This is a genomic window from Sinimarinibacterium arenosum, assembly GCF_005047655.1.
GTDB lineage: Bacteria > Pseudomonadota > Gammaproteobacteria > Nevskiales > Nevskiaceae > Solimonas.
Map to the genome: position 1 here is coordinate 233,242 of NZ_SUKF01000010.1, position 15,861 is coordinate 249,102.

At 60.1% G+C, this 15,861-nt stretch carries 14 protein-coding genes; all 14 read right to left on the minus strand.

Annotated features, from left to right (window positions below; translation table 11 throughout):
• Positions 1-28 precede the first annotated feature (28 nt).
• The 14 genes from E4T66_RS19660 to E4T66_RS19725 all read right to left on the minus strand — a co-directional run bounded on the left by E4T66_RS19660 (position 29) and on the right by E4T66_RS19725 (position 15,543).
• Positions 29-1,846 carry a DUF1302 family protein gene (locus tag E4T66_RS19660; protein WP_136851503.1) on the minus strand — a complete coding sequence of 606 codons (1,818 nt, stop codon included), beginning with the start codon at positions 1,844-1,846 and terminating at the stop codon, positions 29-31.
• Between the two features lie 199 nt (positions 1,847-2,045).
• A complete protein-coding gene (locus E4T66_RS21755; protein WP_248679814.1) occupies positions 2,046-4,721 on the minus strand; it encodes a DUF1302 domain-containing protein in 2,676 nt (891 codons plus the stop codon).
• A 157-nt stretch (positions 4,722-4,878) separates the two neighbouring features.
• Positions 4,879-5,718 carry an ABC transporter ATP-binding protein gene (locus E4T66_RS19670; RefSeq protein WP_136851505.1) on the minus strand — a complete coding sequence of 280 codons (840 nt, stop codon included), beginning with the start codon at positions 5,716-5,718 and terminating at the stop codon, positions 4,879-4,881.
• Positions 5,718-6,560, minus strand: a complete 843-nt coding sequence (locus E4T66_RS19675) for an ABC transporter permease subunit (protein ID WP_136851507.1) — start codon at positions 6,558-6,560, stop codon at positions 5,718-5,720. The genes E4T66_RS19670 and E4T66_RS19675 overlap by 1 nt, the downstream gene beginning before the upstream one ends.
• On the minus strand, positions 6,557-7,474 hold the full coding sequence (oppB, locus tag E4T66_RS19680; protein ID WP_248679816.1) for an oligopeptide ABC transporter permease OppB: 918 nt from the start codon (positions 7,472-7,474) through the stop codon (positions 6,557-6,559). Before oppB ends, E4T66_RS19675 begins: the two co-directional genes overlap by 4 nt.
• A gap of 34 nt (positions 7,475-7,508) precedes the next feature.
• A complete protein-coding gene (locus E4T66_RS19685; protein WP_248679818.1) occupies positions 7,509-9,077 on the minus strand; it encodes a peptide ABC transporter substrate-binding protein in 1,569 nt (522 codons plus the stop codon).
• A gap of 46 nt (positions 9,078-9,123) precedes the next feature.
• Positions 9,124-9,987 carry an EamA family transporter gene (locus E4T66_RS19690; RefSeq protein ID WP_248679820.1) on the minus strand — a complete coding sequence of 288 codons (864 nt, stop codon included), beginning with the start codon at positions 9,985-9,987 and terminating at the stop codon, positions 9,124-9,126.
• Between the two features lie 74 nt (positions 9,988-10,061).
• Complete coding sequence (locus E4T66_RS19695; RefSeq protein WP_169577735.1) at positions 10,062-11,378, minus strand: tetratricopeptide repeat protein; 1,317 nt, start codon at positions 11,376-11,378, stop codon at positions 10,062-10,064.
• Positions 11,379-11,384: 6 nt separating this feature from the next.
• On the minus strand, positions 11,385-12,008 hold the full coding sequence (locus E4T66_RS19700; RefSeq protein WP_136851517.1) for an energy transducer TonB: 624 nt from the start codon (positions 12,006-12,008) through the stop codon (positions 11,385-11,387).
• Positions 12,008-12,418, minus strand: coding sequence for an ExbD/TolR family protein (locus tag E4T66_RS19705; RefSeq protein ID WP_136851519.1), 411 nt, complete (start codon positions 12,416-12,418; stop codon positions 12,008-12,010). The genes E4T66_RS19700 and E4T66_RS19705 overlap by 1 nt, the downstream gene beginning before the upstream one ends.
• 18 nt (positions 12,419-12,436) lie before the next feature.
• Complete coding sequence (locus tag E4T66_RS19710; protein WP_169577736.1) at positions 12,437-12,961, minus strand: MotA/TolQ/ExbB proton channel family protein; 525 nt, start codon at positions 12,959-12,961, stop codon at positions 12,437-12,439.
• Positions 12,945-14,315: a MotA/TolQ/ExbB proton channel family protein gene (locus E4T66_RS19715; protein WP_136851523.1), complete on the minus strand. Its 1,371-nt coding sequence runs from the start codon at positions 14,313-14,315 to the stop codon at positions 12,945-12,947. The genes E4T66_RS19710 and E4T66_RS19715 overlap by 17 nt, the downstream gene beginning before the upstream one ends.
• A 1-nt stretch (position 14,316) precedes the next feature.
• Entirely contained in the window at positions 14,317-15,096 is a 780-nt protein-coding gene (locus E4T66_RS19720) for a DUF3450 domain-containing protein (RefSeq protein WP_136851525.1), read from the minus strand.
• A gap of 183 nt (positions 15,097-15,279) precedes the next feature.
• Positions 15,280-15,543: a ComEA family DNA-binding protein gene (locus E4T66_RS19725; RefSeq protein ID WP_136851527.1), complete on the minus strand. Its 264-nt coding sequence runs from the start codon at positions 15,541-15,543 to the stop codon at positions 15,280-15,282.
• Positions 15,544-15,861: the final 318 nt, after the last annotated feature.

Here is a 15,861-nt window from a genome sequence, read left to right on the forward strand (position 1 = left end):
TCGGAACGGGACCTCGAACAACCACGGCTCAGAACTGATAACCCACCCGCAGCGCCAGCTCGTCGGCGAAGTCCGCGGTCGACAGCGCGTTACCGTTGGGGTTGCCGCCGAGGCTGCCATCGACGAAGTTATAGAACGCCTCGACCGTAATTTCCCCACGCGGCTTCCAGCGCAGTGCCGGCTGCACCAGGAGGCCGCCGCCGAGGTCGTACAGCACCGACAGATCGGCACGCCAGATCAGATCAGGAAACGCCTGCTGTACCGCGAAGGCCACCGCGTCATAACCACCGGACTCTCCCGGCGGCGGCGTCCCGACGTCGCCGTTCGTTCCACTCAGATGTCGGCCGAACAGATCGCTGCGCGTCTTGTGCAGCCACTGCAGCACGAAGTAGCTGGCCGGAAATCGCGTCGACAGTCGTTGGTATTTTTCCATGACCACCGCAGTGGTCCATTCATCCTCGCGCAGATATTCGCGGCTCAGTGATGGATTGGTGAAGGCACGATCCGGCACGTACAGCGCTTCGACGTTGATGATCAGCTGATCCAGCCAGGAGCCCGGCGCGGCGCGGGTGACATAGCTGAAGCCCGCCCCGAGATCGGTCTCTGCCACGTATTCGCGCGCAAGGTGTCCGCGCAGACCGCTGCCGGAAGCCTGAAAGAAATAATCCAGCTCCTGCGCGGCAGCGTCGCGACTATCGACCTCGTAAGCGCCCAAAGTCTGTGCCGCCTCGAACTCGCTGACCGCTGAGTTGAGGCCGGTAACGCCGTTGAGGCGTGCCATCGCCGCGTAGTTAAACCACTCGTCTGCCGACCATACGCCCGTAGTGTCGACCTCGAACGGCGTCCCCGCCATCAGCGCACCGCTGCCCGGCGCAGCGGCGAGATCACGATTGACTCCAGACTCGGTCCAGCGGTAGACGCCGTCCGGGTTGTAGCGGCGCACCGCAATCGCCTGCACGCCGACATCGCCGAGCGATCCCTTCACGCGCAACCCGTAGCCAAGCTTGTCGTCATAGTTGTCATACCGATCATGGATCGTGAACTGCGACGCAATGACGTTGTACGGCGTGTTGGGATTCGAATACACCGTTGGCTGAAACTTTTCGACAAAGGCATCGACCAGCCACGCTTCCGAAAACTGGTATCCAGCACGCAGGGCCAGTGACGGCACGCGCTTGTCCTGGAATTCCTCCGGCGCGTAGTCCAGCATCGAATGACGACGCAGATCGAGCCCGTTCGGCACATCCAGCACGCGAAAGAACAAGGCCTGGCCCCACGCGATCTGCTGTTGGCCTGCGCTGAGGATGAAAGGCCCGTTCGAATAGCTCAGGTAAAACTCGGGCAGATACACCATGCCGTCGTCGCCGCTCCATTCCAGCGGTATCGGGCGCGTCCGCCCTTCGACGTCGTAGCGGAAATAGTCCGGCGCGGCATACAGCCGGCCCACGGCCTGACTGTCGACCGCGTCCGGATCGAACTCGTCGTAGAGTGCCGGATCGAACACACCGGCGAGCTTGCCGACCAGATCCAGCGACGGCGTCAACCGCCACTTGGCGTTGAGCTGCGTACGCAGTTGCAGCAGATTGAACGCGTTGCTGGCCGGCTCACCGTTGCGGACGGCAAGGTCATCTTCTCCGACCACCGGATCGCGCGTCACCGGCACGCCATTGAAAAGATTTCCACGCTGATTGAAGGGGTTCTCATCGCCATTGGAAGCAATCGCGATATCAGCGCGAATCCAGCCGGAGAAGCTCAGATTGTTCTGCGCTGACGCACAGAACGGTCCCAGCGCCATCGCGCCCACCAGCGGACGCAGCCACCGCAACACTCGGGGTGCCGTGCACATTTCGTCGTTCTCCTCGCCGAATTGATGTGTTGACGACGATGTGTCGCCTGAACATCACGGTGCATCGGACCAGGAGAGGAGGAACTACTCCTCCGGGTAGTCGCCGCGTAGATAAAAAATACTGGATCCGGATTCAATCACCCGGCACAAATGAAAACGGCGGCCTTGCGGCCGCCGTCATGAACGTCTCGCTCAACACCTAGAACTGTATTCTGACGAAGGCGCGTGCCATGTCCTTGTCGCGATACAGGTTGGCGACGCCACCGCCGGTAAACCAGGTGTAGCCAAGATAGAACGCCAGATTGGACTTGTAGCGGGTCTCAATCTGCAGATCCGCAGTCTTGCGACCTTCGATGAAGTTCTCGCCCGGACCCGGCGCCGTGCCCTTGACGTTGTGCTGCCAGATGATCTGGGGGGCGAACGAGATGCCCGGGAAGACGGACTCATAGCGAATGATGGCAATCGTCACGTAGCCCCAAGAGAGCTTGTCCGGATACAGATCGAGATTGGCTTGCGACGGATTGAAACGCAGCCCATCAATGCCGAACGAACATGATTGCCGCGGCGCCTTGGTCACTGGATCGTATGAACACGCCATCCGTTGCTGGCGTTCGTTGGTCCAGCTGCCACCTGTACCATCCGCGCCCGCGCTGGCATGGGAGTAAGTGCCCGCGGCTTCAAACTGCAGCTCATCCAGCGGCGGCAGATCCGGCACCCAGGTCGCGCCGATTTCGAACACGAACAGGATCTGATCCGCTCCAATCGGATTGTCGCTTGCCCCCAGCACCTGAGTACCGCCGAGGTTGAACTGATAGGTATCCAGGCGTTCATAGCCACGGACATAGCAGGGGTTCGTCGGCGTGTATGGAACAAAGTTGGGATTGGCGACCCGATTGCCCGGCTGTTGATCCGTGCTGTAAGGATTCTGACTCCCGAGATACTGCGGCTCACAGGGCGCATTCTCTCCTGCAGCAACACCGCGGTACGGCGTCACGAAGGCCGGGAACGAACGGGCCGAACCCGGTGCGTGACCGATACCGAGATCGAAGGTGTCGTTGAACGCACCCGGCGTACCGTTGGCGTCCACCACGTAATCGCTCGGTGCATACAACGCCGTGCCATCGTTGATGACTGCGATCGGCGAGCTCCCTTCACCCGTTGAACCCACCCCAGTCGTCGTTCCCGCACAGCCGGAGCCGGCCGGCAGCACGTTCGGGATGCCCACGGCGCCGCCGGTCAGGCCACTAATGGTGCCGAAGATTGTGTCGACCAGCCCCAAGGCCGGCGCCAGTGCATCGGCCGGCAACAGACGTTCCAGGTTCGGATCGTGACAACGCGACAAGGTCGGCCCGAACGCGGCAAAAACCAGATCCTCGGTATCAACCTGCAACGGTGCATTCGGCCGGTAGGCGACTTCACCCTGGAACGACCAGCCAAACGCTGTCGTTGCAAAGCTGACGCCCATCAGATGGATGTCCTCGGGATACTCCACCATCAGCTTGACCGTATCCAGCGGGACCGCATTGCTGGTGGCATTGGCCGGGTCCTGCCCCGTCAGTTCACTGACGATCGGCAGATCCGGACAGACCGCCAGGAAGCTGATGGGATCATATGCATCGATCCCAAGATCGTTCCCCTCACGACGAGCGCAGCTGGCCACCGTCGAGAAGAAGCTCGCGTACGGCAGACGCGAGTGATAGTTCATGTAGTAGAACCCGAACTCGGTACCGTTGTTGAGCTCCTCGGCGTAATACTTCAGCGCCACACCATACTGCCCCGCCGAATTGGGTTCGCGATCCTTCAGACGCTCGATCGTGGTCGAGGTGTTGGTAACGCCCGACAACGGGTTGTACAACGGAAATGCGAGGCCGTCCGGATCTTCGGGAGCACCGCCGAAATTGACGTAGGCGTAATTCACCGCATTGTCGACACCGACGACATCCGATACCGCCATCATCGAGCCTGGTGCCGGCGCCTCGAGCGGCTGCCACTCAAGCTGATAGAACGCTTCAAAGGATGCGTTGTAGAACGGCTCGAACGAGAACGAGACCATGTTCAGCGGCGTAAAGATTTCCTCGACCTGATATCCAACCCGGTAATAGTTGTTGGCATTGACCGGATTGGCCTGATTCAAGGAATTCAGTGCCTGCAGCAACGATTCGCCCCAGTTGATCAACTGGCGTCCAACCTTGACGCTCAGCTCCTTGTCGTCCCACAGCGGAACAGAGCCAAAGAAATAGGCGTCGAGCAGCTGGACTTCGGTACCAATCTGATTGAGCAGCGCCCCCCCGTTACGCTTGCGGTAGACCGGCGCACCCTTGCCGTATTGAGCAATGCCGAGCGCCGGATCCGGTGTCACCAGGTCCGCTTTGTTGGACGAATTGAGCTCGTTCGGATGGTATTCGGTGAAGTCGGCATTGACCCAGTCGTAGTAGTACAGGCCCTTGGCGAAGAAGCCGTAGTTACCGTAGGTCAGCGTCAGATCCTGAGTGATCTTGGCAAGTCCCGACGTCAGGTCACCCTTGTCGTAATTCCAGTTGCCGTCATCGTAGTTCGGGCTGAACTGTCCGGGCGCTCGCGCCAGTGCCGTCGCCGGATGTCCCTGATCGCGAAACAGGCCCTGACAGGATTGATTCAATCCGCCACAAACGTCGGGATTGACATTTGCCTTTCCCAGATAGTCCGTGTGCCGATCCTGCGTGCGCATCGCAGCACCGATCATTACGGTTGTATTGAGCACCCCTTCGACCGCTTCGTCGTCGCCCCAGGGCAGACTGAAACTGATCGCAGATGCAGCGCCTGCGTACACCAATCCAAACAACGAAACGGCCACAGCAAGTGCAGCGGATCCGTGGCGTTTTGCCATCGTAGTCATAGTCTCCCCCGTCATGGGCACCGACCGGCTCAAGCTCCGGTCGCCTCAGCAGCATGCGATGCGCTCCGACGCAATTCGCACGTTACAACCCTCAGGGCAGATTATGGAGGAAATTCTCACTGGTGCAACAGAGACACGCCGAATAATCCACCCCAGATCAAGTCACTGCGCCACCCTTCTCGAATAACCCATAACCCGAGGCGCCCTTGATACCACGAGATCCGGGGCGACATGCGAGCAAATGCCGGGTGTACGCATGCTGCGGGTGACTCATGATCTCGGAAACACTTCCCCACTCGATGACATGGCCGCCATTGAGCACGAGTACGGCTTCGCACAATTCGGCAACGACGCCCAGATCATGGGAGATCAACAGCAAGGCCAGTCCGAAGTCTCGGCGCAGTTGCGCCAGCAGATCCAGCATCTGTGCCTGCACCGTCACATCCAGCGCTGTGGTCGGCTCGTCGGCGATCAGCAGGCTCGGCTGACAGCTCAGTGCCATTGCAACCATTACCCGCTGACACAATCCTCCGGACAGTTCGTGAGGATACTGACGCAGGCGCCGCGCCACATCACTCACCTGGACACAATCCAGCAAGCGGCGACATTCGACCAGTGCGTCACTTCGCGTCATCCCACGGTGCAGCTGCAGCATCTCGGCCATCTGCACGTCGACGCGCAGATATGGATTCAGACAAGAGGACGGATTCTGAAACACCATGCCGATACGCACACCGCGAACATGATTCAGCACGGAATCCGGAGCGCTGATCAACTCGACCCCCTCAAAGCGCACGCTGCCCTGCACTTCAGCGTCGTCAGCACTGAGCCCGACGATGGCGCGCGCCGTCTGTGACTTGCCAGAGCCTGATTCGCCGACAATGCCAAGCGCAGAACCTGCCGCCAGATCAAAGCTGACGCCGTCAACCGACGGCCCTCGGCTTCCGCGAAAGCGAATGGTGAGATCTTCAACGCTCAGCAGCATCACCGATGTCATTACACGCTCCGCCGTTCCAGAGCCTGCCGCAGGCCTTCGCCAACAGCGTTCAGACACAGCAGCGTCAGTGTCAGGAACCCGGCCGGAAACACCAATGACCACGGCGTCGATTCCATCTCGCGCGCACCATCATTGACCAGTGCGCCCCAGCTGGTCGCGGGCGCTTGCACACCCAATCCAAGAAAGCTGAGAAAGGACTCGATCAGCACCACCTGAGGAATCGTCAGACTGGCGTAGACGACCGCAACGCCGAGCAGATTCGGCACGATGTGCCGACGCACAATCTGTGCGTCCGGCGCGCCGGAAAGACGTGCGGCAATGACGAACTCCCGCTGCTTCAGCGCCAAGGTCTGTCCGCGGACGATGCGCGCCATATCGAGCCAGTTGACTGCACCGATGGCGACGAACATCAAGACCAGATGGCGCCCGAACAAGGCCATCAGCAGGATCACCAGAAACATGAACGGCAGCGCATAGAGGACATCGACAGCGCGCATCATCAGCTGATCAGTCCGCCCGCCGTAATAGCCTGCGGCGGCGCCGTAAGCCACCCCGATACCGGCAGCCACCAGGGTCGACAACACGCCGACGAGCAGCGATATGCGTCCGCCTTCCAGGGTCCGTACAAACAGATCGCGCCCTAGGCTGTCGGTGCCAAACCAATGCGCACCTTTCAGTGTTGGCGGACTGGACCAGTCCCCCTCGAAATCGATGAAGTCGACCGCGTACGGACTGAACAGCGGTCCGAATAGAACTGCCAGCACAATCAAACCCAGAAGGCACAACGCCAGCGGCGCCGATCGCCGCTGCGTGAACGATTGCCACACCGGCACCCGCGTCATGCGGCACGCACCCGTGGATCAAGCACGCCATACAGCACGTCAACCACAAAGTTGAACACCACGATCAAAGCGCCGTAGACCAGCACCACACCGAGCACCAGGGTGTAATCCCGATTCAATGCCGCCTGCACGAAGTACCGGCCAAGCCCGGGGATCGAGAAAATCTGCTCGATCACCACCGATCCGGTGATCAGCGCTGCCGCAGCGGGCCCAAGGTAGGACAACACCGGGATCAAGGCGGGTCGCAGTGCATGGCGCAGCAACACCCACCGTCCGGGCAGCCCTTTTGCGCGCGCTGCGAGAATATATGGAGCCTGCAACACGTCGACCATCGCGGTGCGGGTCAATCGCGCCACATACGCGAGTTGAGGCAGCGCCAGCGCGATCACCGGCAGCAACACGTCGCGCCACTGCCCTTCATTCCAGCCCCCTGCCGGCAGCCAGCCCAACGTGACCGCGAAGGCCAGAATCATGAGTGGCGCAATGACAAAGGCCGGGATACATACCCCGAGTGCGCTCAAGGTCATCAGTATGTGGTCAATCAGGTGATTGCGACGCTGCGCGGCAACGACGCCGATCAAGACACCAAGAATCAGAGCCAGCCCCAAAGCCAGCCCTCCCACTAGGGCGGACACCGGCAAGCCGGTTGCGATCAATTCGGTTACGCGATAACCCTCGTACTGAAATGAAGGGCCGAGATCGCCCCGACTCAGATCGACCAGATAGCGTGCATATTGCCGAATCAAGGATTCGTCGAGGTGGTATTGCGATGCGATTGCCGCTTCTATTTCCGGCGCCAGACTGCGCTCGCCGTCGAAGGGCCCTCCTGGAGCAGCACGCATCATGAAAAACGCCAGGGTCACCAGCACGAACAGAGTTGGCATCGCAATCAGCAGTCGGCTCAGAGCACGCATCATCGGCGCAGATCTCCGGGCAGGAAGTCGGGCATCACGACCCGGGCTCCGTCGGCGCATGCGCCTCGAGACGCAGATCCCGGGTGTAGTGGTAGTCAAGCACGTTGTCGCGCCAACCGATCACTCTCGATTGAACCAGATGCTTGGAGACGTAGAAGTAAATCGGAATGACGGGGACTTCGTCAAAAATCAGGCGCTCGGCTGCCTGCAGCATCGGCGTGCGCAGCACTGGCTGCTCGCGCGCCGCATCGATACGGGCGTCATAGGCTGGACTGCTCCAGCCGGTGTCATTCTGCCCGTGACTGCTGTAGAGAATGTCGGTAAAGCTCGAAGGATCGTTGTAGTCCGCAATCCAAACTGAGCGGAACACCTGCGTCAGCCGGCGTTGCTTGCGATGATTGATGAAGACCTTGAACTCCTCATTGACCAGTCGAGTGGTCACACCGAGCGTCTGCTTCCACATCGCCGCAATCACCGTCGCGACGCGCTGATGGCTTTCATGCGTGTTGAAGCGGATTTCCAGCTCCAACGGATGCCGTGGACCATAGCCGGACTCGGCAAACAGACGCCTCGCCTCTGCCAGTTGTTGCTCGCGAGACAATTGCGCCCACACCGGTTGCTGCGGCGGATAACCGGTGACGCCTGGCGGCACCCAACCGTACGCAGGCAGTGCCAGCCCATTCAGAACCTTGTCGACGATCAGCTTGCGATCGATCGCCATCGACAGTGCCTGGCGCAGCTTGGGATTACCGGAAAACGGGGCGCGCGTCAGATTCAACCCGTAGTAGTAGACCCCCAGATAAGGCGCCACATGCAACTCGGCAGCTCGCTCGCGACGAATCTGTGCAATCTGCACCGGCGGCACTTCATAGGTAACGTCGAGCTCCCCAGCGCGGTAACGCTTGTATTCGGAGTTGATGTCCTCCGTCGGATAGTAAGTCACCGCATCAATGCCAACGTCCTTGGCATCCCAGTAGTACGGATTCCGCCGCAGACTCACGTGTGACTGCATCACCCACGCATCCAGCGCATACGCGCCGTTTCCAATCAGGCGCCCGGCCCGAGCGAAATCCGCCCCATAGCGCTGAAGGCTTGGACGGTGTATCGGATATGTCGCCGCCTGGGTCAGAACACCCAGCAACTGGGGGGCCGGCGCATCGAGTTGAATTTCCAGCTCCAGCGGCGACAGCGCACGGACACCCAGCGCTTCTGGCTGAAGCTCACCACGAATGATCGCCGCCGCACCACGAATCGGGGTCAACATCTGAGCAAAACTGGAGCCGGTTGCAGGCAGCAGCGTACGGCGCATGCCCGCGACAAAATCGTCAGCAGTCACAGCATCGCCGTTGGACCAGCGTGCATCGGCGCGGAGGTGAAAGCGATAGATCAGTCCATCGCCACTGACCTCCCAGCCCTCCGCGGCACCCGGGATCAGCTCACCATCCGCGCCCACCCTGATCAGAGCCTCATACAGATCACGCAGAATGTTGAACGCGCTGACCGACCGAGCGCGCTGCGGATCCAGCGTTTCGACTTCCGGGCCGTTGCCAACGCGCAGTGACTGCGCTGCAGCGCCTGGGCATACGCCAAGTGCAAACAGCACCGCAAATGAGTAGATCCGGAAATAACGGGCGCGCATTCGCGCAAGGCTAACGGCGGCTGCGCCGCGATGCCACTGTCACCAGTATCACACTACCCAGCACAATCGCCGTCCCCAACATCTGCGTCGGATGCAGGGCTTCACCCAGCACCAGCCATCCGAGCACAACTGCGACCGCCGGATTGACGTAGGCATAGGTACCCAGCTGAGCCGGTGTCACCTCATGCACCAGCCAGTAGTAAGCTCCGTAGGCCACACAGGAACCAAGCACAGCAAGATAGATCAGCGCGCCAAGCGCCGATGGCGTTGGATGCCAGCGAGCAAGGTCTCCATTGAGCAGGCCCAGCGTGGTCATCACCACGCCAGTCACCAACATCTGCAGCGCCGCCGTCATCAACGGAGTCGATGTCGTGGGATAACGACGCGAAACCACCGAGCCGCCGGCCCACAGCACCGGCGACAAGAGCAGGGCCGCATAAGCTGACAAAGGCGCCTGATGCAGCTTCACACCCACCCCTACCAGAACCGCCACACCGGCGAATCCGATCAGCAGCCCGGCAATAGTCAGTTTGGGCAGTCGCTCTCCACGTGCACCCCAGGTCCCAAACCAGGCCATCCACAAGGCCGAGGTTGCGACGATCAACGCAGCCTGGTTGGAGTCGACCCATTGTTCACTCCAGGTCACCAGGCCATTCGCACCGACGAGCATCAGCAGCGCGGTCGCAACGATGATGAGCCAATCCCGCCTGCTGCGCGGGAGCTGCGCCCCGCGGAACCACGCATAGGCCAGCATGATTGGCGCTGCGATCAGGAAGCGGGCACCCGCAAACAGAATGGCCGGCGCGTCGCTCACTCCGATGCGAATCGCCAGATAAGTCGAGCCCCAAACCAGATAGACGGTAGCGAACGCCAAGGCGATCCGCACCGTGCGGGCGCTACCGATCAGTTGAGAGAAACGTTCTATGGCAACGCCCGGCGCGTCGGGCTTCAGTTGCTCGCAGCCGGCTCAGCGGCCTCATCACCCTCAGTCGTCGCCTCGGCTGCGGCGCTGGCCTTCTGCGCTTCCATCTCCTCAAGCTGGGCGATGTGGTTCAACCACTGCCCCGCAGCGCTGCGGCTCTCGTCATACTGCTGCGCGTTGCGCAACAGATCGACCGCGAGCTTGCTGTTTCCGGACTGAAACGCGGCGATGCCCTGCAGGTAAGCGGCATCCCCCATCTTCTTGATGCCTTTGGCGCGAGCCTTGCTCAGTGCCGAAAGCGCTTCCTTCCAGCGCTCGTCTTCAACGTAGATTTGCCCAAGACGGTAATAGATCTCGCCGCTCTCGGAGAGGCTCGCGGCCTGCAGCAGGACTTTTTCCGCCTGCCCGTATTCGCGCGCCATAGTCCAGGCATCACCGAGCAGGCTCAGGGTCTTTTCGTCAGCCTTCAGTATCTTGCTGTCCAGCCCGGACTGCAGTACGGCAGCAGCCTTGTACGGGATCTCGAGCAGCAGATAAATGTTCGCCAGATTGCGAATTTCGCTGTCCTTTTCCAGGAAGCCCTGCCGTTCTGCGAGCGCCAGCACTGCCAACGACTCTTTGTCGCGCTTGATCTCGAACAGGATGCTGGCAAGCTGCTTCCAGTAGTCCTGCTTGTCTGGAACCAGAGACACCAGCTTCAACAGCACCTCCGCGCACTGCGGGTACTGTTTCAGTTCGTAGTGCAGTGCAAGTTTCAGCTGCAGCCACGACTCCTTTGGCGTTTTGCTCTTGGCGATGGCCTTGTCGACCTGCGGTAACGCATCGCCGAAGCGCTTGCGGTCCGCGTAGGCACTGGCCAGCAGAATGTGTGCATCCGCCGGCGGGTCTATCGTCGCCTCACTGAAGTACTGCTCCATCCGCTGGATCGCCTTGTCCGTCTGGCCATCCTGAAAATACAGCTGCGCGACGTTGTACAGCATCTGCTCGTAGGGCTGCTGCGGCAATGCATCCAGTTTCAGCGCTTCCTCGAACGAAGCGATTGCGCCCTTGTAGTTGTTCTGCCCGATATAGATGAACGCGATCGTCTGCATTACGACCGCTTTCTCGTAATCGCCACGGATACGATCCTTCAGCGCCGTCGCCTTTTCCAGCGCCTCGGCATTCTTGTTCTTGCCAATGAGATCGTGAATGCGCTCGAGCTGCCGATAGGTGGTCTCCGACAGCGTCCCGGCAGCTTTGCGTTCTTTCTTCGGTGAGTCCTGCGCGAACGTCGAGGCCATCGGCGCACACCAGACCGCCACACCGATTAGCAGTGCTGCCCAGGTCGACCTGTTCAGTCCCATCATCGCTTATTCGCTCAGTGTGAATTTGACGGTGTACACGCCGGTGGTTTCCTGCGGCGTTCCGTCCACAACTTTCGGCCGGAATCGGCCCTTGTAAGCGGCTGCAACCGCAGCCGACTCAAAGTACCCGCGCGGTTTGGCGCTCTTGACTCGCGCTGACTTGACCGTGCCGTCCGGACCCACCGTAATTTCCAGTGTCACTTCGCCCGCAATACCATCCCGCAACGCCTGGCGCGGATACTGCGGCGCGATGCGCACCAGTGGAATCAGCTCGCCGTCGCCCTGGATGTCATTGGCCGCAAAGTTTCCGAGAAATGGCCCACCCGTAATGCTGGTCGGCAGGTTCATCTTGGGCATGTTGAAGGGCGTCGGACTCATGTCCGGCTTGCTCTGCGACTGCACCTTCATCTGCGGTGGCGGCGGCTGCTTCGGTGGAGGCGGCTTCTCGGGCTTGCTTCGCGTCTTGGTTTCAAGCTGGGAGTCGCGCTTCAACCGAATGAAGTCGATCGACGCCGACGCCGAACCTTTGTTGGCGTTGATGTTGCGCCCCATGATGAGCAAGTGCATCAGCCAAAACAGGCCGATGGCGACCAGTGCCGCAAGGACGACCGCGAGCGCGGTTCGCTTCATCAGCCGCCCCCGTTCTGGTCCGCGGCAATCGAGACGTTCTGCACACCGCCGAGCCGAACCTGATCCATCACTTCTACCAGAATGCCGGTCTGCGAGGCCTTGTCGGCCAGAATGACCACGGATCCCTCCGGGTTCTCGGCATGGAGACGCTCGACGTTTGCACGTACCGCGCGAACGTCGACCACACGCTTGTCGATCCAGATTTCTCCGCTCGGCCGAATCGCAATGAGGATATTGCCGCGTTCCTTGCGTTCAGCAGACTTCGCGCTCGGCCGGCTGACATCGATGCCGGCCTCCTTGACGAACGACGTGGTGACAATAAAGAAAATCAGCAGGATGAACGACATGTCCAGCATCGGCGTCAGGTCGATCTGGGCGTCGTCGTCGTTGCCTCGGTGCCTACGGGCCATGATTCGAATCCTTCGTGCTTAGTGCGTGATCATGTGGTCGTTCAGGCGGCTCGTTTCCTGAGCCAGCGTCTTCTCGAACCACAGAATCGGATAGAGACCAGAAATCGAAACCACCATGCCGGCCATCGTGGGGATGGTGGCGGCCGAAACGCCCGACGCCATCGCGCGCGCATTACCGGTGCCAAGTGTCGCCATCACGTCGAACACCTGGATCATGCCGGTCACGGTGCCAAGCAATCCGAACAGTGAGGCTAGAGCGACCAGTGCTTTGATCATGCCCAGCCCACCGCGAATTTCACGCGTTGCCTCGGACAGCAGCTTGCGCTTGACCTGCCGCGCAAACCAGGACGAATGATCAGCGCGCGCATCCCACACTGTCTGAATCCGCTGAACCATCAACGGGAGCTCGCGTCGACAGTACAACCAGCGCTCGAGAATCAGCACCCACAGGACGAACGCAGCCACCAGCAGCAGACGAACGACGGGGCCGCCGACCTCCAACAGGTCGCGGACGTCGGCGAACAGATCAAGCGGTCCGGCCATGCTGTTTCTCGGCATGCTCCGCAATGATGCCAGCTGCTTCTTCGTCCAGAATCTGCACGATGTCCTTGCTGCGGCCCGACAGATAGGCGTGGATCAGCACCATCGGAATTGCCACGACCAAGCCCAGCACGGTGGTGACCAATGCCTGGGAAATGCCGTCAGCCATGATTTTCGGATCACCAGTGCCGAACAAGGTGATCTGCTGGAACGTCAGAATCATACCGGTCACGGTACCGAGCAGACCCATCAGCGGGCCAACCGCCGCAATCATCTTGATCGCGGGCAACCAAGATTCCAGTGCCGGAATCTCACGCAGCACTGCCTCGTCAAGCCGCAGCTGTAAAGTGTCCTTGTCGACGTTCGGATCCTTGTAATAGACCGCCAACACACGGCCCAGAGGATTGTTGTCGCTGGCATTGCTGGAGTTCTTGCGCTGCCCCTTGACCTTGGCGCCCACTCCGCTCAGAACCACCAGGCGAACCGCGGCCATTGCCAGACCGATCGCACCGATCGCCAGAATCAGATAGCCGACCAGACCACCATACTTGACCTGCTCAGTCAGCTTCGGCGTCTGCACCAGGATCGACAGCAACGTTCCGCGTGTCGGATCCAGCGTGGCCTTGTGATAGCCCGAGGTTTCTTCCATCAAGTCTTCGTTCGGACCGACATAACGCGAGGCCGGTTGCCGGGAAAGAACTGCGAACTCCTGCTCACCGGGCAGATAGTTGACGAACCCGTCATCCGTCGACGCAGTAAATCCGCCGAGGCGCACAACCGGGACTGTTTCCTCGACGCCTTCGGCGTTGATGACCTTGGCATTGAATTTGGCCACACGACCCGATTCAGTCATTTCCCGCTGCATCTCAAACCAGAACTTTTCGAGATCATCGATGGAAGCAAGCGACTTTGACTGTGACAGCTTCTGAGCGAATGCCTCTCGCTCCGGGAACTGGGCTGAAATCATCGAGTTGTGCGCAACAGAGGCGAAATCGCCCGCGACCTGCCGCACGACACCAAACATTTCGCCCAGATTGCCCAGCTTTGCGTCGAGCGCAGCCTGCACCTCAGTCAGCTTCTTCTCATTGGCGTCGAACTGCGACGACAGCGCATTCGCTCGTGCATTCTGCTGCGCCAGCGCTGCCTTGGCTTCTGCCAGCAACTGCGAGCGCTTGTCACGCTCTTGCTGGAATTTGTTTACACGAACCTGGTTCTGCTGCGCCTCACGCGCACGTGCGGTCCGCGTCTGCTCAAGCAGTTCATCCAGCGATCCGGCAGCGATTGCCGTGAGCGGAAGCCCAACCAACAAGGCAATGCCGGCTCCACGCATCAGCTTCGAAAACGTCTTGCGCGACATGTTACTTGGCCTCCATCGGCGCATGAACCGGCACCACCAGCAAGTCCGGCGCCGCCTGTTTCTTCGCAATCTTCAATCCGGCCTTGACCGCATCCTCATAGTCATTGTCCTGGACCCAGGTTTTGCTGTCCGCGTCCCAGTAACCTGTCTCGGCGCCATCGAGCGTCTGATACATCAGACTCACACGGCCAGCGCGCAGGAAATCAACCGTCTTTTCGCCAACCTTGCCCTGGTAGGACTCCAGAGTACGGCCGTACTCCATTTCGACCTGATAGGCCTCGACGATACGGCGGAACTTCTCCGCGATCGACACGTCAGCGCGCGTCATCATGTCCTTCAGGTCAGCGATTCGCTGCGCACGTTCCTGAGGCAGAAACGGCAAATCGAGCTTGATGAAGTCGTCCAGTGTGCCAAGCATCTTCTGCAGGTACGGCACCACTTCACGCGCAGTGGTCTCGATCTCGCCGAGCTGCCGCTGCATTGTCTCCATTTCGTCCAGCTGCGCTTTGATCGTACCTTCCAGCTGCTCGTTGTAGCGCCGCAGGCTGTCGGTTTCCTGGATCACGGAGCGGTATTCGGCAACTGCCTGCCGGGTCTCGTCATCCAGCTTGTCAACCCGGGACTGGGTCTGCTGAGCGGCCTGCTCCGTCGCGGCCTGCTCGTCGATCGCCTTTGAGACTGTAGCTGTCGACTGCGCAAATACGCTCGCCGTCACCAACAGACCCGCGACCGCCATTCCGCTGCGCAGCAACGCTGCAGCATGAAACCGGCTGTGAGACATAACTTGAAATTCCCTTATTTGAGGATTAGTTCAAACTCATGGCATTGCCACTGCCACGGCGCACCGCTCGGCAGGGGACCGATGGTAGCACCAAGTTCCCACAACGGAATAACGGGTTTTCCCCCAAGCCGGCAAAGAAAAAGGCGGGCTCTCGCCCGCCTCAATGTGCCTCCCTTAGGCCGTTCAGTCTTTGACTTTTATGTTGTTTTTGTTCTGTTCGAACAGGGCCTGCCCGACTCCATCCACCTTGACAATTTCCTCCGGAGCCTTGAAGGGTCCAACCTTCTCGCGATACTCGATGATCGCCTTGGCCTTCGCAGGACCGATGCCGGAAAGCTCCTTGGCCAGCGTTTTGGCGTCTGCTGAATTGATATTGACCGGCCCCGCGAATACGGCAGCCGAGATCAGCGAGGTCAACGCAGCAAACAACATCTTGGATTTATTCATCGCACCCCCTCCTTAGTGTTGAGTGGAGTGACACTTCACAATCCATGTCACAGGACCGACTGTAGGGATTTTTGGTGCGCTTGAAACCTGTCCGTTCGGACAGGTAGTCGTGCGAACTTTAAGGCGCGATAATTACGAGCTTTGGCTCACGCTCATGACCGCGCATCAGGACGACGCTGCGGGCATTCGTCGCGCGGGTTCTACCCCGATGACTCGGACACTTTCGAGAAGGCCGATAATGGCCGCAAGGAGTGTTCATGTCGAAGCGAAGGAAGTTCAGTCCAGAGTTCAAGCGCGGGGCCGTTGAGCAGGCCCGCC